The organism is Nocardia amikacinitolerans NBRC 108937, from assembly GCF_001612615.1.
GTDB lineage: Bacteria > Actinomycetota > Actinomycetes > Mycobacteriales > Mycobacteriaceae > Nocardia > Nocardia amikacinitolerans.
In genome coordinates this window covers 162,303-184,596 of record NZ_BDAU01000012.1, presented here as the reverse complement: position 1 = coordinate 184,596, position 22,294 = coordinate 162,303, and the positions used below count along the sequence as shown (strand labels likewise).

The following is a 22,294-nucleotide window of genomic DNA, read 5'->3' as shown; positions in this document are numbered from 1 at the left end:
ACCCCGACCAAAGCGGCCCCGACACCCCACAGGTCACCTTCAGTCGCCCATCGGCAGTCCGCACCCACACCCGGAAGCGGCCGACCCCGACCGAAGGTGACCTTTGGTCGGCCCGACACCCCACAGGTCACCTTCAGTCGCCCATCGGCAGTCCGCACACCCGACCACGGAACTCGACAAAGGTGACACTTGGTGGGGCCGACAGCCGACAGGTGACCTTTGGTCGCCTTGTCGAGAGCACGGCGCGCGACGTCGGCGGACCCGCTACAGGCGGTCGGGCGCGCAGGTACGGACAAGTAAGCTTGCCAACCGTGGCGACGGATACGCAGTACGAGGATTTGCTCCGCCTGGTGTTGGCGACCGGGACCGCGAAAGCGGATCGCACCGGCACCGGCACCCGCAGCGTGTTCGGCCATCAGCTGCGCTACGACCTCGGGGCGGGCTTCCCGCTGATCACCACGAAGAAGGTGCACCTCAAGTCGATCGTGTACGAACTGCTGTGGTTCCTGCGCGGTGATTCGAACGTCGGCTGGCTGCGCGAGCACGGCGTGACGATCTGGGACGAGTGGGCCGATCCGCATGGCGAGCTGGGTCCCGTCTACGGCGTGCAGTGGCGCTCCTGGCCGACGCCGGACGGCGCGCACATCGACCAGATCGGCCAGGTGCTCGACACCTTGCGCACCGACCCGGATTCGCGCCGCATCATCGTCTCCGCGTGGAACGTCGCCGAGCTGGACAAGATGGCGCTGGCGCCCTGCCACGCGTTCTTCCAGTTCTACGTCGCCGACGGGAAGCTGTCCTGCCAGCTGTACCAGCGCAGCGCGGACCTGTTCCTCGGCGTGCCGTTCAACATCGCCAGCTACGCGCTGCTCACCCACATGGTTGCCCAGCAGACCGGGCTCGAACCCGGCGACTTCATCTGGACCGGCGGCGACTGCCACATCTACGACAACCACGTCGAGCAGGTCACCGAGCAGCTGCGCCGCGAGCCGTATCCGTTCCCGCGGCTGCGCTTGCGCCGCGCGGCGAGCCTGTTCGATTACGCCTACGAGGACGTCGAAGTGGTCGACTACCAACATCATCCAGCCATCAAGGCGCCGGTGGCGGTGTGAGTACGGCGATGCGCACCCGCACCATCGGCCTGATCTGGGCCCAGACTCCCGACGGCGTCATCGGCTTCGAGAACACCATCCCCTGGCGCGTCCCCGAGGACATGGCCAACTTCCGCACCGCGACCTGGGGCCACCCGGTGATCATGGGCAGGCGCACCTGGGATTCGCTGCCGACCAAGTTCCGCCCGCTGGCCGGGCGACGCAACATCGTGGTGACCAGGCAGCCGCACTGGTCCGCGCCGGGCGCCGAACGCGCTGGTTCGCTGACCGAGGCGCTCGAGCTCTCGGCGCCGGATCCGGTGTGGATCGCGGGCGGCGGCGAAATCTACCGCGCCGCCATGGATTTCGCGACCGAGCTGCTGGTGACCGAAGTGGAGATCAGCGTCCAGGGCGACGCGCACGCGCCCACCATCGGTCCCGAATGGCACGCGGACGAGCCGGAGGAATGGCGCACGTCCACGACCGGCCTGCGCTTCCGCATCCGCCGGTATCTGCGCCGCACCGCCGACTGACCGCGGTCGCCCGCCGCAACACGCCGCCTACGGGGCAGGCCGGGCAAACCCGGCACGCGGGCGGCCACTGTCGGGCATACTCCAGTTAAGCGGCGGTGCGGACCATCGTCCGCCCGAGCGCCCAGAGTCGGTGACACCAGCCCTGCACCGGCGGATGTGACGCGAAAGGCAGTCTCATGGACAAGAAATCCCTGACCGCGGTCGCTCGCCAGCAATTGAAATTGGCCGCAACTGCCACCAGCGGGCGCAGCTCGCAGACCATCTACGGCGGTCACGCCCATACGCTGCGCCAGACCGTCGTCGGCCTCACCGCGGGCCAGAGCCTCGCCGAACACGACAACGCGGGCGACGCCACCCTGCTGGTGCTCACCGGCACCCTCACCTTGATCAGCGGCGCCAACGAATGGAAGGGCTCCGCGGGCGACCTGCTCGTCGTCCCGAAGGCGCGGCACAGCGTGAAAGCCGTCGACGACGTCGCGTTCCTGCTGACCGTCGCGAAGTAGCGCACACACGAGCCAGGCAGGGCCGGGAAACAAACGTGCCGTCAACGCCCTACCAACCACCCCCAGGGCGAGTCTTACGAGCCCGTTCGCGGCCGTCTCGCTGCCCAGCGGTCGAAGCGCATGCGACGCAGTCGCGAGTCTCGACCGCTGGGCAGCGAGACATAAAAGGCCGCGAACACGCGCGCGCCAGCGCGCCAAAAACACAGCCCGCGAACACGCGCGCGGCAGCGCGCCAATATGCTCGAGCTCATGGGTGAGCCGCAGCCGATCCTCGAACCGCTCACGCCGGCCGCGATCTTCCTCGTCGCCACCATCGACGAGGGTGGCGAGGCGACGGTGCGCGATCTGCTCGCCGATATGCCCGGTTTGCGCCGTTCGGTCGGTTTTCGATTGCCCGGCGCCGGATTGAGCTGTGTGACCTCGATCGGCTCGGACGCGTGGGACCGCCTGTTCGCCGGGCCGCGCCCCGCCGAGCTGCATCCGCTGCGCGAGTTCGTCGGCGAACACCACCGGGCGCCGTCGACGCCGGGCGATCTGCTGTTCCACATCAGGTCCGAGGTGCACGACGCATGCTTCGAGCTGGCGATGGTGATCGGCGACCGGCTCGCGGGCGCGGCGACCATCGTCGACGAGACCGTCGGCTTCCGTTATTTCGAGCAGCGCGATCTGCTCGGCTTCGTGGACGGCACCGAGAATCCGGAGGGTTCGGCCGCGATCGGCGCCGCGCTGGTCGGCGACGAGGATCCCGAATTCGCCGGTGGCAGTTACGTTGTCGTGCAGAAGTATCTGCATCCGCTCGACGAATGGCGCGCGCTGACGGTCGAGCAGCAGGAGAAGATCATCGGCCGCACCAAGCTGGACGATTTCGAGCTCTCCGACGAGGACAAGCCCGCCGATTCGCACGTCGCGGTGAACACCCTGGTCGACGCGGACGGCACCGAACGACAGATCGTGCGCGCCAACATGCCGTTCGGCAGCGTACGCGAGGGCCAGTTCGGCACCTACTACATCGCGTACGCGGCCACCCCGAGCGTCACCGAGACCATGCTCTCGCGGATGTTCGAGGGCACCGAAGAGGCGGCCTACGACCGGATTCTGGATTTCTCGGTCGCGGTCACCGGCACACTGTTCTTCGCGCCGCCGCTGGACTTCTTCGACGAGCTTCCGCCGCCACCGGAGACGGGCGAGGAATCTTTGCCACGCAACGACGTTGGTATGTCCGCAGTGGCGGGCGACGGCTCACTCGGTATCGGCACGTTGAAAAGGAGCATTCCGTGAACAACCTCCATCGCGAACTCGCGCCGATCACCTCCGAGGCATGGACGGCGATCGAGGAAGAGGCGACCCGCACCTTCAAGCGGCACATCGCGGGCCGCCGGGTGGTCGACGTGTCCGGCCCGCACGGCACCGACTACTCCGCCGTCGGCCTCGGCCGCACCACCCCGATCGCCGCGCCGGACGAGGGCGTGCAGGCGCGCCAGCGCGTCGTCGCGCCGCTGGTCGAGCTGCGGGTGCCGTTCACGCTCTCCCGCGAGGAACTCGACAACGTGGAGCGCGGCGCCAAGGACACCGATCTGGATCCGGTGAAGGAGGCCGCGCGGCGCATCGCCTTCGCCGAGGACCGCGCCATCTTCGAGGGCTACGCCGGTGCGAGCATCACCGGCATCCGCGCGAGCTCGTCGAACGAGCCGATCCAGGTGCCCGAGGACCCGCGCCTGGTCCCGGAGGCCGTCGCCCAGGCGCTGAGCGCGCTGCGCCTGGCCGGTGTCGACGGACCGTACTCGGTGCTGCTGAGCGCCGACCTGTACACCGCGGTGAGCGAGACCTCCGACCACGGCCACATGATCCGCACCCACATCGAACGCCTGGTCCCCGAGGGCGAGATCATCTGGGCCCCGGCCATCGACGGCGCGTTCGTGCTGACCACCCGCGGCGGCGACTTCGACCTCAGCCTCGGCCAGGACCTCTCCATCGGCTACCTCTCGCACGACGCCGACTCCGTGCGGCTCTACTTCCAACAGAGCCTGCAATTCCTGGTCCACACCGCGGAGGCCGCGGTCGCACTACGCGCCTGACGCCTCCCACCACACCCGACCACCGCACCGCGCCGCGCGGTGCGGATGGTTGCCACAGAAGTTCCACACGGTCCACATAGGCACCGCCTGTGTGAACCGTGTGATACCTGTGTGGCAAGGCGGGCACCGGCGCTCTGTCGGCCGCGGGTCGGGCCGGTGGGCGGGCGGGTACGGTGAGCCCGTAGTTGCGAGGAGGTGCGACGGTATGACGATGGTGCGCGCGGGTGTGGTCCCGACTCGGCGAGCGATGCTCTACGGCATGCTCGGCATCGCGGTGACCGTTCTCGTGTGCGCGGCGATCGTCACCGGATTCGGGCTGAACCGGGTGTTCACCGGCCTGCTCGCGGGCGCGGTCGCGGGCATCGCGCTCCTGGTCGCGCTCTTCGGGCGCGACGCGATCGTGCTCACCGAGGGCGCGATCTATCGCCGCACGCCGTGGGCGGAGTCGAGCATCGATTGGGACCGGGTGGTCGCGGGCCGCTTCACGCTGGACGAGCGGGCGCGCTGGTCGCTGGCGCTCGATCTGTCGGGCGGCGACGAGCGGCACGGCGAACTGGTGCTGTTGTCCATCCCGCCGGTGGTCCGGCCGGTTTCCGGCGCCTACGACCTGCGCAAACGCGACCAGGTCAAGCAGATCCGGGAGATGTTGCGCCACAAGCGGGTTCCGGTGACGGTGCTGCCGGAGATCGCGGGCGCGCTGAACGCGCACTGGAACATCGCCCCGCCCACGCGCTGAACCGTGCGCGCACGAATCGATCCCCGCCCTGGCGCCGAACACGGATGACGAGCACCACCCGCGTCGTATACGTTGACTGCTGTGTCGATGATGAAGGGCGCCAACGTTGCGGTGCCGATGTCCGCGGTCCGCATCGAGCTGGGGTGGCAGTCGGGCCCTGGAATCCCGGACGCGGATGCTTCGGCCCTGTTGCTGGTCGGCGGTAAGGTCCGCTCCGACAACGACTTCGTTTTCTACAACCAGCCGCTGCACCCGTCGGGCGCGGTCCGGCACGAGGGCAAACAGCAGGGCCCGACGGTCCTCGACGTGCTGTCGGTGCAGCTGGCGCAGGTCGAACCCCAGGTCGAGACTGTCGTCATCGCGGCATCCGCCGACGGCGGCACCTTTGGCCAGTTCCAGGGCCTCTACGTGCGGGTGCTGGATGCCGCGACCGGCGCCGAGGTGGCGCGCTTCGACAGCACCGGCGCCACCACCGAGACCGCGTTCGTGCTCGGCGAGCTGTACCGCCGCCAGGGCGCGTGGAAGTTCCGCGCGGTGGGTCAGGGCTACGCCTCCGGGCTGGCCGGTCTGGCGACCGATTTCGGCATCTCCGTCGACGACGATCCGGCGCCCGCGGCACAGCAGCCCACGCCGCCCGCTCAGCAGACACCGCCGCCCGCGCCGACCCAGCAGTTCGCGCCGCCGCAGCAGTACGCTCCGCCGCAGCAGCAGCCGTACGCTCCGCCGCAACAGCAGTACGCACCGCCGCCGCCCCCGCAGCAATACGCGCCGCCGCCAACGCAATTCGCGCAGCAGCAGTACGCACCCCCGCCACCCCAGCCGCAGTACGCGCCTCCGCCTCCGCAGCAGCAGTACGCGCCCCCGCCGCCCCCGCAAGGCGGTGGCGCGCCGGTGAACATGAGCAAGATCTCGCTCACCAAGGAAGCGCCCTCGGTCTCGCTCACCAAGCAGGGCGCGACCGGCGGCACCATGCGGGTGAACCTGAACTGGACCAGTCAATCCCACCGCGGCGGCGGCCTGTTCGGCAGGCGGCGCGGCGGCGGCGGGCTGGATCTGGACCTCAGCTGCTTCTTCGAGCTGGCCGACGGACGCATCGGTTCGGTGCGCGCACTCGACCGTTCGTTCGGCGCGCTGGACCGCCCGCCGTTCATCCGGCTGGACCAGGACGACCGCACGGGCGGCAGCGCCACCGGCGAGAACCTGGACATCAACCTGGATTTCACCGCGCAGTTCCGCCGAATTTTGGTGTTCACCTCGATCTACGAGGGCGCCAACGATTTCCGCGGCGTCCAGGCCACCGCGACGCTGTATCCGTTGAACTGCCCGCCGATCGAGATGACGCTCGACGGCTGCATGGACGACTCGCGGGACGCGGTGCTCGCGCACATCGAGAACATCAACGGCGAGCTGGTGGTCCGCCGCGAGGGCACCTTCATCCGCCCGCCCGCGGGCAGGCCCGGCGCGGGTGTCATGGAGATCGCGCGAATGTACAACTGGGACTTCGGTTTCAAGGCGGGTCGCGGCAAGGGCTGACCCGCCCGTCTCAGCCCTCGGCGAGCCGTTCCAACAGAACGGCCGCGTCGGCGCGCGCCTCCTCCAGGTCTCCGGTCCAGCCGAGCATGCGCAGCGCGGCGTCCGGAATGGTCTGCTCGGCGTAGGCGGGCGCGCTGCCCTCGTCGGACCGGATGCTGATCACCGTCTCCACGAGCCGGAACGGCAGAACCTCCGCGCCCGGAATGCCCGCCGCGCCCGCGCCTTCGATCACCGCCTCGGCCAATGTCTCGTAGTGCCCGCGCAATTCGTCGCGACGAAGGCGAAACGCCGCGAAGCGCTTGGTGCGCAGCTCGGGAAGCAGGTACAGGGCACCGAGATTCCAGCGCGCCGCGCAGAGCTGGCGCACGTCGTACCAGGCCAGCGCGTAGAGCCGGGTTGGCGCGGGTTCGGCTTCGGCGCGCAGTCGCTCGGCGAGTTCCAGTGGGGTGGCGATGGTTTCGGTGAGCAGCGCGTCGAGGATGTCGTCCTTGGCGGCGAAGTGGTGGTACAGCGAGGCCTGACGGATTCCGACCGCGTCGGCCACCGCCCTCGTGGACGTATTGGCGTAGCCCTTGGTGGTGAACAATTCGCCTGCCGCGTCCAGGATCTCGGCGCGCGGCGTATGGCCGCGGCGGGGTCGCTGTTCCAGACGGGGACGGCCGGGACCTGGGTTTGCCACGTGCCCATTCTCGCACTGGCTACCGACGCCGAAGGTCGGGCCCGCCGCGGCCGTCACGCAACGGAGAGGTTTCTGTCACTTGACAGAAACTCAGGCAACGCAGAAGTTGCCGGCGTTGCCGCAAGCGATACACGGCGGACACCGAAATCGCGATCCCGAGCGCAAAACTGTCATGCGATAGGTATTGGCCGCACGCCGAAGGACCCCGCCCATGGCCACAACAGTCGCTCCGCCCCCATCCTCCGACGCCAACGTCGACAGCGCAGACCTCGCCAGTTTCGGCTATCGGCCGGTGCTGCACCGCAAACTGGGCCGCTACGCCTCGTTCGCGGCGGGCTTCTCGTTCGTCTCGATTCTCACCACGATCTTCCAGTTCTTCGGCTTCGGCTATTCGTTCGGCGGCGCCGCCTTCTTCTGGACCTGGCCGATCGTCTTCGCCGGGCAGTTCCTCGTCGCGCTGAATTTCGCCGAACTGGCCGCCCGCTACCCGCTCTCCGGCTGCATCTATCAGTGGTCGCGGCGGCTCGGCGGCGAACTCGTCGGCTGGTTCGCGGGCTGGATGATGGTCATCGCGCAGATCGTCACCGCCGCCGCGGCCGCCATCGCCCTGCAAGTTGTGCTGCCGACGATCTGGAGCGGATTCCAGATCGTCGGCGAGGACACCGCGCTCACCTCCGCCTCTGGCGCGACCAACGCGGTGCTGCTCGGCAGCATCCTGCTCGTCGTCACCACGACGATCAACGTCATCGGCATCGACCTGATGGCGAAGATCAACTCCATCGGCGTCACCATCGAGATCGTCGGCATCGCCGCGATCATCGGCCTGTTCTTCGTGAACGCCGAACGCGGACCCGGTGTCGTGTTGCAGACCGATCAGGCCGCGCCGGGACCGTACTGGGCCGCGTTCCTCGTCTCCGGCCTGATGGCCGCCTACGTGATGGTCGGATTCGATTCCGCCGGTGAGCTTTCCGAGGAGACGAAGAATCCGCGCAGAGTCGCGCCGCGCACCATTCTGACCGCGCTGTCGGTGTCCGCGCTCGGCGGCGGGCTCATGCTACTCGGCGCGCTGATGGCGGCCCCGAGCCTGACCGACGGCACGCTGGCCACCGAGGGTCTCGCCTACGTGCTCACCGCGAAGCTGGACAGCCCGGCGGGCAAGGTCCTGCTCGCCTGCGTCGCCATCGCGATCATGGTGTGCACCTTGGCGATTCAGACGGCGGGCTCGCGGCTGATGTTCTCCATGGCCCGCGACGGCAAACTGCCCTTCGCCGCCAGGCTCGCCGCGGTGCATCCTCGGTACGGCACACCCGTGCTGCCCGCCGTGGTGATCGGTCTGCTCGGCATCGGTCTGCTGGTGGTCAATCTCGGCAACGCGGCGATCTTCGCCACCCTCGCCAGCGTCTGCATCGTCTCGCTCTACGTGGCCTATCTGCTGGTCACCGTTCCGCTGCTGATCCGGCGGCTGAAGGGCTGGGGCCCCACGACGGAGACCGCCGACGAATCGCTGTTCAGCCTGGGCCGCTTCGGCATTCCGGTCAACGCGCTCGCCGTGGTGTGGGGCATCGCCATGGCGATCAATCTGGCCTGGCCGCGCGCCGAGGTGTACACGCCGCACGGCGGCGGCTGGTGGATGCTCTGGGCCGCACCGCTTTTCGTGCTCACCGTGGCGGCTGTCGGCGCGGTCGTACACCGGTTCGTCGTCGCCGCTCCGCGCGCCGAGACGAGCGGCGAACCCGCCGTCCAACCGGCCTGACCGCATCCATGCCGTGCGCGGCGGTTCTGCCTGCCGCCGCGCACGGATCACTCGAAAAGGGAACACCATGACCGACTCCCCCACGGGCACCGCGTCCACCGAGGCCGCGCGCTCGCACGCTCGCGCCCAAGCCGCGGCCGCGACTCTCGCGGCCCCGAACCTCCCCTCCGACGTGCCGTCCGCCAAGATCACTTGGTCGCAACGCATTCCGCCGAGTGGCTACGCCAATGTCGTTCTGGGTCGCGGCACCCGCGTCCGGCTGAGCGACCCGGCCGGATCCGCCTGCGCCCACGTGCTCCTGCTGCGCGCCGATGCGCCGTGGGAGCGGCTGAACGTGGCCGACACCGTGAAAGTGCCCTGGCAGGCGTATCTTTCGACAGGCCACCCGCTGCTCACCGATCAAGGCCGGGTGCTGGCCACCGTGCTGGCCGACGACTCCGGACACCACGACACGCTCTGCGGGCCCTCTGCCGAGGCCCGCGGGCTGTTGCGCCTCGCGGGAGCCAAGCAGGGCTTGACGGCGCGCGATATCGCGCCGAGCGTCTCGTTCTTCCGCGGCGTCCGGGTGGCCGCCGACGGCGCGCTGGTCGCCACCGGCAGCGCGGCCGCCGGATCGTCGGTGGATCTGCTCGTCCACCTGCCCGCGGTGCTGCTGGTGGCCAATGCCGCGCATCCGCTGGGCGAGCGCGCCACTACGGATCTCGATGTCGTCGCCTGGTCCGCTCCCGAGGACTTGACCGCGACCCACAGCAGCGACCCGGAATACCTGCGGGCCGTGCAGAACACCGAAGCGGCCTGGACGGCCATGACCCTGGAGGCGACGGCATGACCTCGACCCTGTCCCGCGCCATCGTGCTCGACGAGATCGTGCCCGCCTGCGCGCCGTGGTCGACCATCGTCCGGGCGGGCGATCAGTGGGAGATCATCGACCTGCACGGCAATCAGGCGGTCGACTGCCTGCTCTACTCCGCCGCCGACCACGCCGACCGCTACAGCGCCCAGGCCACCGTCGTCGCCCAGCGCAACATCTTCCTGACCACCGGCAGCGTGCTGTTGACCGACGCGGGCACCGCCCTGATGACGGTGCTCGCCGACGAGGTCGGCAATCACGACACCATCGCGGGCGCGTGCTCACAGGAATCCAACACCCTGCGCTACGGGCACCACACCCGTCACCAGCACGCCTGCGTGGAGAACTTTCTCACCGAGGCGATGAAGTGGGGTCTCGGCAAACGGGATCTCGTCTCGAACATCAACTGGTTCATGAACGTCCCGGTCGAGCCGGACGGAACGCTCGGCATCGTGGACGGGTTGTCCGCCCCCGGCAAGAAGGTCACCCTCCGTGCCGAGGTCGACACGCTCGTGCTGGTGTCCAACTGCCCGCAGATCAACAATCCCTGCAACGGTTTCGATCCGACCCCCGTGCGCATGGTGGTCACGCGATGACCGTCGTCGAGGCGCCTGCGCCGGAAGTCGAGATCGAAGAAGCCGTGGGCGCGCGCGTCGAAGTGTTGCGGCCGGGAACGCTTGTCACCGTGCAGGATTGGCCGGGCCGCGTCGGATACTGGCACGTCGGCGTTCCGCCGTCCGGGCCGATGGACGACCTCTCCTTTCGGCTGGGCAACCGGGTGCTCGGTAATCCCGAGGGTGCGGCGGGATTGGAATGCACGCTCGGCGGTCCCGCGCTCCGATTCGCCACCGCCACGTGGGTATGCGTGACGGGCGCGCCCGCGGGGGTGACGGTGAACGGCGCACCGGTCGAACAGTGGCGGACGGTGCGGATTCCCGCGGGCGGTGTGCTGGAGGTCGGTGCGATACGCGGGCCGGGCATGCGGTCCTACGTGCTGATCTCGGGCGGCATCGAGCTGCCCGAATACCTCGGCAGCGTCGCCACTTTCACTCTCGGCCGCTTCGGCGGAAGCACGGGCGCTGCCCTGCGCGAGGGAGAAGTACTACCCCTTGGCGTATCTCACACGCCCCTTGCCACGGCTGTCCCGGCCGACGACCGACCGGTGCTGGCCAAACGCTGGGAACTCGCCGTCACGGAGGGACCGCACGGCGCACCGGAGTTCTTCACGCGCGCCGACTTCGACACCATCATCGGCACCGACTACGAAGTGCACTTCAACTCCGATCGCACCGGCGTGCGGCTCATCGGCCCCAAGCCGGAGTGGGCACGCACCGATGGCGGCGAAGCGGGTCTGCACCCGTCCAACATCCACGACACACCGTATTCCGTTGGCGCACTGGACTTCACCGGCGATACGCCGATCCTGCTCGGACCCGACGGACCGAGTCTCGGCGGCTTCGTCTGCCCGGTCACGGTGGTCGCGGCCGATCGGTGGAAGCTGGGTCAGCTCTGCCCCGGCGACGCTGTGCGTTTCGTGCCGGTGCGCAGCGAACACGCCGCGTCGCTGCGCGATCTGGGTCCCGGCAGACGGGCCTCGTGGCCTTCGGTGCTCTCCCCCGGCGGCGACGGCGACGACGGCGTGCTGCGCCGCGCCGAGGCGGACGACGAGACCGGGGTGACGTATCGCCGCGCGGGCGACGACGGTGTCCTCGTCGAATACGGCGCGATGACACTGGATCTCGGCCTGCGCGCCCGGGTGCACGCGCTGCACCAGCACCTGCTTGCGACGAACCCGCACGGGGTGGTGGAGCTGACCCCCGGCGTGCGGTCCTTGCAGATTCGCGTCGATCCGCACGTCCTGCCGGTGCCGAAGCTGTTGGATCTGCTCGCCGAGGCCGAGCGGGAGCTGCCCGCCGTCGCGGAGCTGGTGGTGCCGAGCCGCACGGTGCACCTGCCGCTCTCCTGGGACGACCCCTCGACCAGGGAGGCGATCACCCGCTACATGCACGGTGTGCGCGCCGACGCGCCGTGGTGCCCGTGGAACATCGAATTCATCCGGCGCATGAACGGATTGCACACGGTCGAGGACGTCTACGACACCGTGTTCGGGGCCGAGTACCTGGTGCTCGGTCTCGGCGATGTGTACCTCGGCGCACCGGTGGCCACGCCGATCGATCCCCGCCACCGCCTGGTGACCACCAAGTACAACCCGGCCCGCACCTGGACGCCGGAGAACGCGGTCGGTATCGGCGGGGCCTACCTGTGTATCTACGGCATGGAAGGGCCGGGCGGCTATCAGTTCGTCGGCCGCACCACCCAGGTGTGGAACCACGCCGCCACCGAGACGCCCTGGCTGCTGCGCTATTTCGATCGAATCAGCTGGTATCCGGTGAGCGCGGAGGAATTGCTCGACATGCGAGCCGATTTCGCCGCGGGCAAGGTGGAGGTGCGCGCCGAGGACGGCGAGTTCCGGCTCGCGGACTATCGCACGTTCCTCGCCGACAACGCCGCCGCCATCGCTCGATTCCGCGCGACACAGGCGGAAGCCTTTGCCGCCGAGCGCGACTCGTGGCGGCTGGCGGGCGAGCTCGGCGCCGATTGAATCGGCTACCAGCCGAGCAGCTCCGCCATGTCGATCCACTCGTCGCCCCAGCGCTGCTCGATCTCGCGGCGCTGGGCCTCGGATTGCTCGGGTGACCAGCCGCAGCGCCGCCAGAAGGCCTCTCGATGTTCCTGCGTCATCCGCAACGGTTCGGTCATGGTGATCGCTCCTGCTCACCGCGGTCGTACCCTTCCGAGTGTGCGCTGAATCACCGCTGCGGGAAGCAAGTTTCGCCGATCTACCGCGTGTGAAAGATGGCGAACACCTTGTCCGGCGGCGACCCGCCGGGCCAAGGCGCGGACGACCCGACTATCGGCGCAGGTCGCGGAAGAACGCGCGGACGTCGTCGGTGAGGAGTTCGGGTTCCTCCAGCGCGGCGAAATGTCCGCCGCGGTCCACGTCGGTCCAGCGGGTGATGGTGTTCTCCTGCTCGTCGTAGCGACGGATGGCGACGTCGTGGGCGAACACGATGACACCGGTCGGCACACCGGAGTTCGCCTTCGGCGGTCCCCAAGGCGCGCCCTGCGCGTAGCCCACGTACGCGGCGGACCCCGCGGTGCCGGTGAGCCAGTACAGCATCGCGTTGGTCAGCAGGCGATCCCGGTCGATGATCTTGTCCGGCTCCACGGCGCGCGGGTGCGTCCACTCGCGGAATTTGTCCATGATCCAAGCCAATTGGCCGACCGGCGAATCGGTGAGCCCGTACGCGAGCGCCTGCGGGCGGGTGGACTGGATCGCGATGTAGCCGAATTCCTCGTTCATGAACGCCTCGATCCGGCGGATCCGGTCGCGCTCCAGGTCGGTCAGCTCGGCGAGTTCCTCCTCCGACAGCGGCAGGCTGGGGAACCCGCCCACTCCGCCGTTGGTGTGCACGCCGAGCACCCGGTCCGGCGCGACCCGTCCGACCTCGGGGCTGACCGCCGCGCCGATGTCGCCGCCCTGCACGCCGTAGCGGTCGTAGCCGAGCCGCCGCATCAATTCCGCCCACGCCCTGGCGATACGTTCGATGGTCCAACCGGATTCGCGCACCGGACCGGAGAATCCGAATCCCGGCAGCGCGGGAACGACGACGTGGAACGCGTCCGCCGGGTCGCCGCCGTGTGCTCTCGGGTCGGTCAACGGTCCGATCAGATCGAGGAATTCGACCACCGAGCCGGGCCAGCCGTGGGTGAGCAGCAGCGGGAGCGCGTTCGGCTCGGGCGAGCGGACGTGCAGGAAGTGGATGTTCTGCCCGTCGATCTCGGTGCGGAACTGCGGATGCGCGTTGAGCTCGCGCTCGGCGGCGCGCCAGTCGTAGCCGGTGCGCCAGTACTCGACCAGCGAGCGCAGCCACGCGGTGGGCACGCCGGTGTCCCAGTCGTCACCGGGCAGCGGTTCGGGCCAGCGCACCGCGTCGAGCCGTCGGTGCAGGTCATCGAGTTGCTGCTGCGGGATGTCGATGCGGAATTCGGTGATCTCGAAGGTCATGAGAACGACGATATGCGTCACCTAGGACAGGTTCGGCCCTAGGTTTCCGGCAGACTTTTCGGCATGTTGGAAACTTCCGCCCGCCTGCTGCGCCTGCTCTCGCTGCTGCAAACGCCGCGCGACTGGACCGGAGCCGAATTGGCCGAGCGTCTCGAGGTGGACGTGCGTACCGTCCGCCGCGACATCGACAAGCTGCGCTCGCTCGGCTATCCGGTGCAGGCCAGCGCGGGGGTCGCGGGCTATCGGCTCGGGGCGGGCGCGAAGCTGCCGCCGCTCCTGTTGGACGACGACGAGGCGGTGGCCGTCGCGATCGGTCTGCGCACCGCGGCGGGCGGGAGCGTCGCCGGTATCGAGGACAGCTCGCTGCGCGCGCTCACCAAGCTCGAACAGGTGCTTCCTTCGCCGTTGCGGCACCGCGTGCAGCTGCTGCACTCGGTGACGGTCACCGTTCCCGCGGCGGGCGCGACCGTCGACCCGGACATACTCACCGCCGTCGCCGCCGCCATCCGCGACCAGCACCGTCTGCGCTTCGATTACCGAAACCACGAGGGCTCCACCGCTTTACGCACCGTAGAACCACACCGGCTCGCGCACACCGGCCGCCGCTGGTACCTCATCGCCTGGGACGTCGACCGCGGCGACTGGCGCACCTACCGCGTCGACCGAATGCACCCGCGCATCCCCACCGGCCCGAAGTTCACACCGCGCGAGGCGCCCGACATGGACCTCTCCGGCTACCTCACGCGCGGGGTGACGACCTCGCCCTACCGCTACGCCGCCCGCATCACCCTGCTGGTTCCCGCCGAAGTAGCCGCCGACCGCATCGCGCCGACGGTGGGCGTCATCGAACCGCTCGATACCGAAAGTTGCCTGCTGCGAACGGGTTCGAATTCGCTCGATGAACTCGCGATCTACGTCGCCCTTTTCGACTTCCCGTTCCGGGTGCACGAACCGCCCGAGCTCGTCGAGCGCGTCCGTGTCCTGGCCGAGCGCTTCAGTGACGCTGTCTCTTGATCCGCGCGCCGGCTTCGGGCGGGGCTTCGATTCCCCGGCGGCGCCCGGCATCGCGAGCCGAGGGACCTTCGCGACGGTGATGGCGAGCGGGTCGGCTTGTCGCCCGAGACCCGAAAACCTGCCCGGCCGTTGCCGCTGGCGCTCGATGGAGCGCTGCGGGAGTCTCACGCAGGTTCGGAAGCGTTCGCCTGGCCGACGATCAGCACCGTCTTACCCTGTGCGTGGCCCTCGGCGACGTGTGCGATCGCGGCCGGAGCCTCACGGAGCGGATACGAACGCTCGATCGCCGGGCGCAGCTTGCCGTTCTCGACGAGCTCGCTGAGGTAGTCGAGGTCGGCGCGCCGCGGCTTCATCAGCAGCGGACGCAAGGTCTGGCGGACGAAAAGGTTTGCCACCACCACCTTTCCGATCCACAGCATCGGACCGAACCAGTCACCGCCCGGGGCTCCGGCCGAGGACACGAAGACGCCCTCGGGCGCGAGCACCTTGCGGTAGTCGGAGAGGCGGCGGTTGCCCGCGAGATCGAGCAGGACGTCGTAGCGTTCGCTCTCTTCGACAAAATCTTCGCGGGTGTAATCGATTACCCGATCGGCGCCGAGCTCGCGCACGAACTCGACGTGGCGCGTGCTGCACACCGCCGTCACGCGTGCGCCCGTCGCCTTGGCGATCTGCACGGCGAAACTGCCCACACCGCCGGACGCGCCGTTGATCAGCACCGACTGCCCGGCGCGCAACCTGCCGACATCGCGCAGGCCTTGCAATGCGGTCATGCCCGAATCCGGCAGGGCGGCAGCCTGTTCGAAACCGAGACCGGCCGGCTTCGGCGCGAGCGTCGCCTCGTCGACGCAGGCGTACTCGGCGAAGGCACCGAAACCTGTTGCGCCATAGACGAGATCACCGGCGCGGAACGACGTGACCGCGGACCCGATCGCGACGACCTCGCCCGCCAGATCGTGCCCGATCACCGGGTCCTTCGGTTTGCGCACACCGAAACCCATCAGCCGGATCAGGTAGGGCCTGCCGGTGAGCAGGTGCACGTCGCCGGAGGCGACCGCGGCGGCCCGCACCCGGACCAGCACCTCGTGCGCGGCGGGCACCGGCCTCGGCGCCTCCTCGATGCGCAGGACGTCGCTGGAACCGTAGCGCGGCGCGACGACCGCGGCCATCACATGCCGTTCGGGCTTCGACATCGCCGCGCGCGGACTGGACGACTCCGACATTACGGACACCACCTCTACTTACACCGTAAGTGTGTTGGCTCGAACGCTACGCTTACGGTGTAAGTCCGTCAAGGAGTGCTCATGCCCAAGCCCGCCGACCGCGTCCGGCTCACCCGCGAGCGCGTGCTGCGCACCGCCGTCGACATGGCCGACGAGCAGGGCCTCGACGCGCTGTCGATGCGCAAGCTGGCCCAAGCCCTCGGCGTCGAGGCGATGTCGCTGTACAACCACGTCGCGAACAAGGACGACCTGCTCGACGGCATCGCGGACCTGGTGGTCGCCGAGATGGCGGCGCCGGAGATCGGCGGCGACTGGAAGGCAGCGCTGCGCACCCGCGCCATCTCCGCACACGAGGTACTGCGCCGCCATCCCTGGGCGACCGGACTCATCGGCTCACGCGTGAACGTCGGACCGGCGATGCTGCGCTACATCGACGCCACCCTCGGCTGCCTACGCGCCGCGGGCTTCACCTACCGACAGGCCGACCGAGCCTGGAACGCCATGGACGCACACATCTACGGATTCACCCTGCGCGAGTCGACCTTTCCCCTCGACCCGTCCGAATACGTCGCAGCGGCAACCCATTTCCTCCCGCTCATCCCGGAATCGACCCACCCCCACATGAACGCCCTCACCCGCCGCGTCATCGACGGCACACACGACGGCACAGCGGATTTCGAGTTCGGCCTCGACCTGATCCTCGACGGCCTCGAGCGCCTACTGGACGAGCGGTGATCCCGTTCGACTGGATCCGTTTACAGCCAGGAGCGAATCCACCCGAGCCCGCGGTCTATCGCGGGCTCATAGCGTTCCGAAACGGTCGGTAGACGTTCGGCGATCACGCGCGGGGCGACGAGCCCGGATTCCAGTAGCGCGGCCACGAAGTTCTGATCCTTTTCACGAAAGGCGCACAGCTTCGCCACGCACAGATCTTCCTTGTCGAGACACCACCCGGTGACCTGCGGTTCACCAGACGGCGCAGCCGTGTTGACGTTCTGCACCTTGACCAGCCGGCTCCGCCACCCGTCAGGCAGCGCGGCGGTCTCCATATCGACGCCGTCGATGCTGAAACCATGCAGATCCTCGAACGCGGAGAACTCACCGGCCACGCCTTCGATGAGGTCCGCGAGCCGCGAGGTCTCGTCGTTGTCGTCGGCGATCGGGAGAATGTCGATCTCCAGTGACATCGTGGCATCCGCGGGAAGCCGTGTTTCATCGAAGGTGCCGAGAATCGCTTGGGAGCCGACCACGATCACCTCGGGCCTGCCGATGATCTGGCACGCCGTCCGGATGGCGTGCTCCAATTGGTCGCGCCGCATCAGCCGGCCCTGCGCAGCGCATCGGCGCGCTCGTCTTGCGGAAGTAACCCACCCATCGGGGAGACCTCACGCATCTCGATCGAATCGCGGTCGAGACCGGTCAGGACACGATGTAGGCCTGGCACATCACCGCGCTCGATCAGCAATTCCCAACGATCGATATTGCGCAGATGCGGCTGGCCGGACACCCCATGACGCAATCGCTGCAAATTGCGTTCGATACGCGGCTTCCAGGATTCGAGGCTCGACCGGGTCAAGTGCGTCGAGAGGCGACGGTGCAACTGCCACGAACGACGCTCGGAACGAGTCCAGTCGGGAGCCGTGCGACGCCGCACGATCTCCAAGCGGTAACCCATGCACGCCAACAGCCGCTCGAGCTGCTCGTCGCTCAGATCCAACTTGCCGGACAACATCTGGCTGATGCTGGATTGACGGACGCCGCTCACCCGCGACAGCTCGGACTGCGTGGTGCCCGTTTCGAGCATCACCTCGCGCAACAGATCGCTCCGGCTGGACATACTGAGAGTATAGCGTCCAGCGCTATAATCCAGACCGGAGCATGCGCCGGTGATCGAGGTAGTAGCGCCCGTTCCGGACGCGTCCGAGCAACCCGTCAGTCGGTGCGGGCGGTGGCGGATGGGTTGGTGGCGTCGCGGATGATCCGCAGCGCGGTGGTCAGTCCGTCGAGGTGCTCCGGGGTGAGCAGTCCGGTGAACCAGCGCTGCACCGCATCGAGGTAGTCCGGCAGGACCTGTTCGAGGCGGCGCGCTCCGGCGTCGGTCAGCACCGCGTGGGCGCTGCGGCGGTCGGCGGGGTCGAGGACGCGCTCGACCAATCCGCCCGCGGACAGACGATCGACCAGGCGGGTGACGCCGCTGGTCGACAGCGAGGTCTGCGTCGCGAGGTCCGTCATGCGCAGGCGACGCCCCGGCGAACGGCTCAACCGCAGCAAGGCGTTCATGTCCAAGCCCGAGAGGCCGTGCGCCTTCCAGGTCGGCTCCATCTTGGCGACCAAGCCGTCGTATGCCTCGTAGAACAGGCCCATAGCGGTCAGTCGGGGGTCGTCGAAGAGATCTGGCTGGCCCATGACTGGGAACCTACCGCATCTCATTGACTCGCGGATAGTTGACATGAGGAATACATCGGAGTAGATATATGCCTACGCAATATTCCGCTCGTCAAATACCGGGGAGTTCTCATGTCACCGCAAACCACCCGCTGGATCGCCGGCTTCCGCTCGGCCGTCATCAGCCCCTACGAGCGGATCAAGCTCACCGAACCGCACGAGTTCGCCGATCAGACCCTGCGCCAAGTGCTGCACCTCGCGGGCGGCGGCGAGCAGATCCGTGTTCACCTGACCAACCGCTACGGGCGGACGCCGCTCGTCGTCGGGGCGGCCAGGGTCGCGCTGCGCAAGAACGCCGATCAGATCGTCCCGGAGACCGACCGCGCACTGCGCTTCGACGGCGCGGAGCGGGTGACCGTGCCCGTGGGCGGTGAACTGATCAGCGATCCGATCGACCTCGCGGTCGAGGCGGACGACGACCTGCTGCTGAGCCTCTACCTGCCCGAACCGACAGGGCTCGCGACCTTTTCGCACATGCCCACCGAAATCGCCTACGTCGCCGCCGGTGACCACACCTCGGCCACCGAAGTGCCTGAGGCACAAGTGATTCCCGCGCGATTCTTCGTGAGCGGCGTCGATGTTCTCGCACCCGCCGAGACCGAAATCGCCGTGGCGTTCGGCGATTCGTGGTTCGAGGGCTTCGGCAGCACGATCGGCGCCAATCGCCGTTCGGTGGACGTGCTCAACGAGCGCGTGTCACGCGGCTGGGTGGTGAACCAGGGCATCGGCGGAAACCGGTTGCTCACCGATGAGATCGGGCAGCGCGGCATGGATCGGTTCGAGCGCGACGCCCGCGACGTCCCCGGCGCGCGCCACGTCATCGTCCACTTCGGTATCAACGATCTGATCCTCGGCGGCCTCGGCGATCAGCCACCCGCCACCGCAACGGAACTCATCGAGGGCTTCACCGAACTGGCCCGCCGCGCGCACGACGCCGGGCTGTCCATCCACGTCGGCACCATCGGGCCCTACGCGGGCTGCGTCTACGAAGGCCCGACCGTCTTCGAGACCCTGGACACCCGGCGCGAGGTGAACGAATGGCTGCGCGGGACGGACATTTTCGACTCGGTGTTCGACGTGGACCGCGCCGTCGCCGATCCCGAGCGACCGGACTACATTCGGCCCGAGTTCGACAGCGGTGACGGCATGCACCTCAACGACGCGGGTGCGCGGGCAATGGCAGAGTCCGTCGACCTCGCGGCGATCTTCGGGTGATGCCAACGGCGGCAGTGCGATTCAGCGCGGCGACAATCCGCGCAGCACGATCTCGACGCCGCCGTGGAACTCGTCGTCGATGGACATCGTCCGCGCCTGGCTGGCGGTCTGCACCAGCAGCGGGAAATCCTCGGTGGACAGCGCGGCGATGGTCGCGGTGCCCGGACCCGCGATCGAGGCGTAGTGCTCGTTCTGCAGGAAGCCGAGCAGGAAGCCGACCACCGTGCGCTGCGCGATCACCCGCTCCGAGCCGGTGAAGCCCGCGTCGGTGAGCACGGTGAGCATGGCCTCCATCCAGTGCAGCGAGGCGGCCGAGGACTGCCGGTGCCGGAGGATCAGCGGAACCGTGGCGGGGTGGTCCGCGACAGCGGCGCGCATCCGAGTGAGCAGGACGGTGACCTTGGCTCGCCAGTCCGGCCCCTCCGGTGGCGCGGTTTCCATCGCGCTCAGCACCCGATCCACCACCAGCACCTCCAGTTGATCCCGGTCGGCGACATAGCGGTACAGGCCCATGGTGGCGATGCGCAGTTCCTTCGCGATCGCCCGCATGGTCAGTCCGTCGAGCCCGTCGCGATCGATGACGGCGAGCGCGGCGGTCCCGAGATCGTCGGTGGTCAGCGAACGAGGACGTGGCATGGGTTGACAGCGTACAAGGTACGCGCATACTGGACGTAGGAGTACGTCGTACACCTACGAAGGAGAGACCATGTCATTGCCGACTTCCGTCGCCCCCCGCACCTTGCGAACCGTCACCGGCGTCGAGGTGCCGGTCCCGGATCCCGATTGCCTCGTCCACCTGCAATTCCGCCGCTTCGCGGGCTGTCCCGTGTGCAACATGCACCTGCGGTCGATCGTCGTGCGTCATCACGAGATCACCGCCGCGAACATCCGCGAGGTGATCGTCTTCCACTCGCATGCGGACGAACTGCGCAAGTACACCGACGAGTTGCCGCTCGACGTGATCGCCGACCCGGATCGGGTGCTGTACCGCGAGTTCGGCGTCGAGTCGTCGCCGCGCGCCCTGCTCGATCCGCGCGGCTGGCCCGCCATCGTCCGCGCCGTCGCGCAGGATCTGCGCGCCGCGCTGCGCCGCGACCGTCCCGCTCCCCCCACTCGGCCCGACGGCGGTCCGCTCGGCCTGCCCGCGGATTTCCTCATCGCACCCGATGGTCGCGTGCTGGCGTCCAAGCACGGGACGCACGTCTACGACCAGTGGTCGGTGGACGAACTGCTGGCTCTGGTGCCCGCCGGGCAGCTTCGATGAGCCCGCTCACCCGGCCGCGTTCGGCGGGCGCCGCACAGCGAGATCCGGTCTCGTTTCCGCGGGCCCGACTCGCCAGGGCGTGCGCACTGCTGTCCGGCGGACTGCTCGCGGGCGCGTTCGGATACGGAGCGGTCAACGTGCTCTACGCCTTTCGCGAGGTGCCGCTCGATGTCCGCTTCACCTTCCACACCGCGCTGATGCAGGTCAACGGATTCGTCATGCAGTCGCTGATGGGGCTGACAATCCTGAGCTGTGCCGTACTCGTCGTGTGCGTTTCCGGCAGACAGCGATGGACCGCCGGAGCCGCTGCGGCACTGGCCTTCTCGTCCTTCTTGATCACGCGCTTCGGCAATGTGCCGATCAACCAGCACATCAAGCGCTGGGCGATCGAGGGACCGCCCGCCGACTACGCCGAGATGCTCGACCGTTGGGAGGCATTCCATTTCGCCCGCACGGGCTGCGCGCTACTGGCCTTCGCGCTGATCGTCCTGCTCACCATCCCGAACTTCGCCGAGAAGGGAACACGCCCATGATGACCATCGAATTGTTCGTCTCCGCAGGCGTTCTCGATGTCGAGCGCAAACAGGCGCTCGCCGAACGTATCCTGCACGCGCTGACCACCGAGGACAGCGCGCCGGACGCGGTACTGAACAAGGCACGCGAACTCACCCATGTGCTCGTTCGCGAACCGGAAGTATGGGCCACCGGCGGCCCCGCCGCACCGCGCTACCTCGTCCGCCTCACGGTCCCCGGCGCGTGGAGCAACAATCCGCATTTCGCCGAGCACGTCGTGCCGATGATCACCGAGGCGATCGCGGCCACCGAGCCCGACCCGGAACGCCTCACCCGCGAACCGCACTGCGTCGTCCAAATCGTCGGCCTGCGCGAACACGGCCTCGCCACCCTCGGCCGCACCCTCACCACCACCGAGATCACCAAACTGATGACCGATGATTACCGCAGCTCCGGCGAAACCCGCCGAGCACCGGACGGTTTCGTCATCGACCCGGTCTGCGGGATGACGGTCGAACTGGCCACCGCTGATTTCACCCTCACCCACAACGGCATCGACTACGCCTTCTGCGCCCCCGTCTGCCGCAAGGTCTTCGCCGAGGAACACGCCATCCCCGCATGACCGCCTCGACGGCCGCCGCCGACGAACCCGGCGGCGGGCTTCGGCTCGGCTCGCGGCCCCGCGAGCGCTGTCCTCTCGTAGCAGCGCCGCCTGCCGAGATCCGCACACCGTCGAACACCACTTCGGGTTCGAATTCCTTGGCACGCAGCACTTTACGCGCACCAGATCTATTGCGACCG

25 protein-coding genes are annotated in these 22,294 nt (G+C 68.4%); 17 read left to right on the top strand and 8 right to left on the bottom strand.

Translation table 11 applies throughout. The features are described from left to right. The first annotated feature begins 311 nt into the window (after nt 1-311). The 7 genes from NAM01S_RS12660 to NAM01S_RS12630 all read left to right on the top strand — a co-directional run bounded on the left by NAM01S_RS12660 (nt 312) and on the right by NAM01S_RS12630 (nt 6,471). On the top strand, nt 312-1,112 hold the full coding sequence (locus NAM01S_RS12660; RefSeq protein ID WP_067784184.1) for a thymidylate synthase: 801 nt from the start codon (nt 312-314) through the stop codon (nt 1,110-1,112). Nucleotides 1,113-1,120: 8 nt separating this feature from the next. Then, complete coding sequence (locus NAM01S_RS12655; RefSeq protein ID WP_067784182.1) at nt 1,121-1,624, top strand: dihydrofolate reductase; 504 nt, start codon at nt 1,121-1,123, stop codon at nt 1,622-1,624. A gap of 176 nt (nt 1,625-1,800) precedes the next feature. Next, on the top strand, nt 1,801-2,127 hold the full coding sequence (locus tag NAM01S_RS12650) for a cupin domain-containing protein (RefSeq protein WP_067784180.1): 327 nt from the start codon (nt 1,801-1,803) through the stop codon (nt 2,125-2,127). 249 nt (nt 2,128-2,376) lie between these two features. Beyond that, nucleotides 2,377-3,405, top strand: coding sequence for a Dyp-type peroxidase (locus tag NAM01S_RS12645; protein ID WP_067784234.1), 1,029 nt, complete (start codon nt 2,377-2,379; stop codon nt 3,403-3,405). Beyond that, a complete protein-coding gene (locus NAM01S_RS12640) occupies nt 3,402-4,202 on the top strand; it encodes a family 1 encapsulin nanocompartment shell protein (RefSeq protein WP_067784178.1) in 801 nt (266 codons plus the stop codon). The genes NAM01S_RS12645 and NAM01S_RS12640 overlap by 4 nt, the downstream gene beginning before the upstream one ends. Nucleotides 4,203-4,407: 205 nt before the next feature. Beyond that, nucleotides 4,408-4,938 carry a hypothetical protein gene (locus NAM01S_RS12635; protein ID WP_067784176.1) on the top strand — a complete coding sequence of 177 codons (531 nt, stop codon included), beginning with the start codon at nt 4,408-4,410 and terminating at the stop codon, nt 4,936-4,938. Nucleotides 4,939-5,025: 87 nt separating this feature from the next. Further along, nucleotides 5,026-6,471, top strand: coding sequence for a TerD family protein (locus NAM01S_RS12630; RefSeq protein WP_169810848.1), 1,446 nt, complete (start codon nt 5,026-5,028; stop codon nt 6,469-6,471). A gap of 10 nt (nt 6,472-6,481) precedes the next feature. Here NAM01S_RS12630 and NAM01S_RS12625 read toward each other — a convergent pair whose 3' ends face one another. Then, nucleotides 6,482-7,150 (bottom strand): TetR/AcrR family transcriptional regulator, encoded by a 669-nt coding sequence (locus tag NAM01S_RS12625; protein ID WP_067784172.1) that lies wholly within the window; start codon nt 7,148-7,150, stop codon nt 6,482-6,484. A 211-nt stretch (nt 7,151-7,361) separates the two neighbouring features. Between NAM01S_RS12625 and NAM01S_RS12620 the strand changes: the two genes are divergently transcribed. From NAM01S_RS12620 to NAM01S_RS12605, 4 genes are all read left to right on the top strand, one after another. Next, on the top strand, nt 7,362-8,903 hold the full coding sequence (locus NAM01S_RS12620; protein ID WP_067784170.1) for an amino acid permease: 1,542 nt from the start codon (nt 7,362-7,364) through the stop codon (nt 8,901-8,903). A 67-nt stretch (nt 8,904-8,970) separates the two neighbouring features. Beyond that, nucleotides 8,971-9,732 (top strand): DUF1989 domain-containing protein, encoded by a 762-nt coding sequence (locus NAM01S_RS12615; protein WP_067784168.1) that lies wholly within the window; start codon nt 8,971-8,973, stop codon nt 9,730-9,732. Beyond that, nucleotides 9,729-10,349, top strand: coding sequence for an urea amidolyase associated protein UAAP2 (locus NAM01S_RS12610; protein ID WP_067784166.1), 621 nt, complete (start codon nt 9,729-9,731; stop codon nt 10,347-10,349). The genes NAM01S_RS12615 and NAM01S_RS12610 overlap by 4 nt, the downstream gene beginning before the upstream one ends. Before the next feature lie 44 nt (nt 10,350-10,393). Further along, nucleotides 10,394-12,355: a 5-oxoprolinase/urea amidolyase family protein gene (locus NAM01S_RS12605; protein WP_067784232.1), complete on the top strand. Its 1,962-nt coding sequence runs from the start codon at nt 10,394-10,396 to the stop codon at nt 12,353-12,355. A 5-nt stretch (nt 12,356-12,360) separates the two neighbouring features. On the opposite strand, the gene NAM01S_RS35730 is transcribed toward NAM01S_RS12605, so the two are convergent. Together NAM01S_RS35730 and NAM01S_RS12600 are read right to left on the bottom strand one after the other, a co-directional pair. After that, a complete protein-coding gene (locus tag NAM01S_RS35730; RefSeq protein WP_169810847.1) occupies nt 12,361-12,513 on the bottom strand; it encodes a hypothetical protein in 153 nt (50 codons plus the stop codon). A gap of 151 nt (nt 12,514-12,664) precedes the next feature. After that, the gene (locus tag NAM01S_RS12600; protein ID WP_067784163.1) at nt 12,665-13,822 is read right to left on the bottom strand and encodes an epoxide hydrolase family protein; all 1,158 of its coding nucleotides are present in this window, start codon (nt 13,820-13,822) and stop codon (nt 12,665-12,667) included. A 63-nt stretch (nt 13,823-13,885) separates the two neighbouring features. Here NAM01S_RS12600 and NAM01S_RS12595 point away from each other — a divergent pair, with 63 nt between their 5' ends. Further along, the gene (locus NAM01S_RS12595; protein WP_067784161.1) at nt 13,886-14,836 is read left to right on the top strand and encodes a helix-turn-helix transcriptional regulator; all 951 of its coding nucleotides are present in this window, start codon (nt 13,886-13,888) and stop codon (nt 14,834-14,836) included. Between the two features lie 164 nt (nt 14,837-15,000). Here the strand turns inward: NAM01S_RS12595 and NAM01S_RS12590 are convergent, their stop codons facing one another. Next, on the bottom strand, nt 15,001-16,056 hold the full coding sequence (locus NAM01S_RS12590; RefSeq protein ID WP_253798446.1) for an NAD(P)-dependent alcohol dehydrogenase: 1,056 nt from the start codon (nt 16,054-16,056) through the stop codon (nt 15,001-15,003). A gap of 81 nt (nt 16,057-16,137) precedes the next feature. On the opposite strand from NAM01S_RS12590, the gene NAM01S_RS12585 reads away from it, so the two are divergent. Beyond that, the gene (locus tag NAM01S_RS12585; RefSeq protein WP_084482896.1) at nt 16,138-16,791 is read left to right on the top strand and encodes a TetR/AcrR family transcriptional regulator C-terminal domain-containing protein; all 654 of its coding nucleotides are present in this window, start codon (nt 16,138-16,140) and stop codon (nt 16,789-16,791) included. Between the two features lie 20 nt (nt 16,792-16,811). Here NAM01S_RS12585 and NAM01S_RS12580 read toward each other — a convergent pair whose 3' ends face one another. From NAM01S_RS12580 to NAM01S_RS12570, 3 genes are all read right to left on the bottom strand, one after another. Continuing rightward, entirely contained in the window at nt 16,812-17,312 is a 501-nt protein-coding gene (locus NAM01S_RS12580) for a DUF6036 family nucleotidyltransferase (protein ID WP_253798449.1), read from the bottom strand. 62 nt (nt 17,313-17,374) lie between these two features. Next, the gene (locus NAM01S_RS12575; RefSeq protein ID WP_253798452.1) at nt 17,375-17,893 is read right to left on the bottom strand and encodes a helix-turn-helix domain-containing protein; all 519 of its coding nucleotides are present in this window, start codon (nt 17,891-17,893) and stop codon (nt 17,375-17,377) included. Between the two features lie 95 nt (nt 17,894-17,988). Beyond that, nucleotides 17,989-18,462: a MarR family winged helix-turn-helix transcriptional regulator gene (locus tag NAM01S_RS12570; protein ID WP_067784155.1), complete on the bottom strand. Its 474-nt coding sequence runs from the start codon at nt 18,460-18,462 to the stop codon at nt 17,989-17,991. 111 nt (nt 18,463-18,573) lie between these two features. Here NAM01S_RS12570 and NAM01S_RS12565 point away from each other — a divergent pair, with 111 nt between their 5' ends. Continuing rightward, a complete protein-coding gene (locus NAM01S_RS12565) occupies nt 18,574-19,716 on the top strand; it encodes a GDSL-type esterase/lipase family protein (RefSeq protein ID WP_067784152.1) in 1,143 nt (380 codons plus the stop codon). 21 nt (nt 19,717-19,737) lie between these two features. Here the strand turns inward: NAM01S_RS12565 and NAM01S_RS12560 are convergent, their stop codons facing one another. Beyond that, nucleotides 19,738-20,352 carry a TetR/AcrR family transcriptional regulator gene (locus NAM01S_RS12560; protein ID WP_067784150.1) on the bottom strand — a complete coding sequence of 205 codons (615 nt, stop codon included), beginning with the start codon at nt 20,350-20,352 and terminating at the stop codon, nt 19,738-19,740. 70 nt (nt 20,353-20,422) lie between these two features. On the opposite strand from NAM01S_RS12560, the gene NAM01S_RS12555 reads away from it, so the two are divergent. From NAM01S_RS12555 to NAM01S_RS12545, 3 genes are read left to right on the top strand one after another with little or no spacing between them, the layout of a single operon-like run. Continuing rightward, nucleotides 20,423-20,980, top strand: a complete 558-nt coding sequence (locus NAM01S_RS12555) for a peroxiredoxin-like family protein (RefSeq protein ID WP_067784148.1) — start codon at nt 20,423-20,425, stop codon at nt 20,978-20,980. Beyond that, a complete protein-coding gene (locus tag NAM01S_RS12550; RefSeq protein WP_084482894.1) occupies nt 20,977-21,513 on the top strand; it encodes an anthrone oxygenase family protein in 537 nt (178 codons plus the stop codon). The genes NAM01S_RS12555 and NAM01S_RS12550 overlap by 4 nt, the downstream gene beginning before the upstream one ends. Next, a complete protein-coding gene (locus tag NAM01S_RS12545) occupies nt 21,510-22,115 on the top strand; it encodes a YHS domain-containing protein (protein WP_067784147.1) in 606 nt (201 codons plus the stop codon). Before NAM01S_RS12550 ends, NAM01S_RS12545 begins: the two co-directional genes overlap by 4 nt. Nucleotides 22,116-22,294 lie beyond the last annotated feature (179 nt).

Coding starts and splice junctions, on each gene's coding strand:
- NAM01S_RS12620 (WP_067784170.1), top strand. CDS start 7,362: ATGGCCACAACAGTCGCTCCGCCCCCATCCTCCGACGCCAACGTCGAC.
- NAM01S_RS12575 (WP_253798452.1), bottom strand. CDS start 17,893: ATGTCCAGCCGGAGCGATCTGTTGCGCGAGGTGATGCTCGAAACGGGC.
- NAM01S_RS12555 (WP_067784148.1), top strand. CDS start 20,423: ATGTCATTGCCGACTTCCGTCGCCCCCCGCACCTTGCGAACCGTCACC.
- NAM01S_RS12590 (WP_253798446.1), bottom strand. CDS start 16,056: ATGTCGGAGTCGTCCAGTCCGCGCGCGGCGATGTCGAAGCCCGAACGG.
- NAM01S_RS12630 (WP_169810848.1), top strand. CDS start 5,026: ATGATGAAGGGCGCCAACGTTGCGGTGCCGATGTCCGCGGTCCGCATC.
- NAM01S_RS12615 (WP_067784168.1), top strand. CDS start 8,971: ATGACCGACTCCCCCACGGGCACCGCGTCCACCGAGGCCGCGCGCTCG.
- NAM01S_RS12565 (WP_067784152.1), top strand. CDS start 18,574: ATGTCACCGCAAACCACCCGCTGGATCGCCGGCTTCCGCTCGGCCGTC.
- NAM01S_RS12635 (WP_067784176.1), top strand. CDS start 4,408: ATGACGATGGTGCGCGCGGGTGTGGTCCCGACTCGGCGAGCGATGCTC.
- NAM01S_RS12650 (WP_067784180.1), top strand. CDS start 1,801: ATGGACAAGAAATCCCTGACCGCGGTCGCTCGCCAGCAATTGAAATTG.
- NAM01S_RS35730 (WP_169810847.1), bottom strand. CDS start 12,513: ATGACCGAACCGTTGCGGATGACGCAGGAACATCGAGAGGCCTTCTGG.
- NAM01S_RS12595 (WP_067784161.1), top strand. CDS start 13,886: ATGTTGGAAACTTCCGCCCGCCTGCTGCGCCTGCTCTCGCTGCTGCAA.
- NAM01S_RS12560 (WP_067784150.1), bottom strand. CDS start 20,352: ATGCCACGTCCTCGTTCGCTGACCACCGACGATCTCGGGACCGCCGCG.
- NAM01S_RS12585 (WP_084482896.1), top strand. CDS start 16,138: ATGCCCAAGCCCGCCGACCGCGTCCGGCTCACCCGCGAGCGCGTGCTG.
- NAM01S_RS12570 (WP_067784155.1), bottom strand. CDS start 18,462: ATGGGCCAGCCAGATCTCTTCGACGACCCCCGACTGACCGCTATGGGC.
- NAM01S_RS12655 (WP_067784182.1), top strand. CDS start 1,121: ATGCGCACCCGCACCATCGGCCTGATCTGGGCCCAGACTCCCGACGGC.
- NAM01S_RS12550 (WP_084482894.1), top strand. CDS start 20,977: ATGAGCCCGCTCACCCGGCCGCGTTCGGCGGGCGCCGCACAGCGAGAT.
- NAM01S_RS12545 (WP_067784147.1), top strand. CDS start 21,510: ATGATGACCATCGAATTGTTCGTCTCCGCAGGCGTTCTCGATGTCGAG.
- NAM01S_RS12610 (WP_067784166.1), top strand. CDS start 9,729: ATGACCTCGACCCTGTCCCGCGCCATCGTGCTCGACGAGATCGTGCCC.
- NAM01S_RS12600 (WP_067784163.1), bottom strand. CDS start 13,822: ATGACCTTCGAGATCACCGAATTCCGCATCGACATCCCGCAGCAGCAA.
- NAM01S_RS12645 (WP_067784234.1), top strand. CDS start 2,377: ATGGGTGAGCCGCAGCCGATCCTCGAACCGCTCACGCCGGCCGCGATC.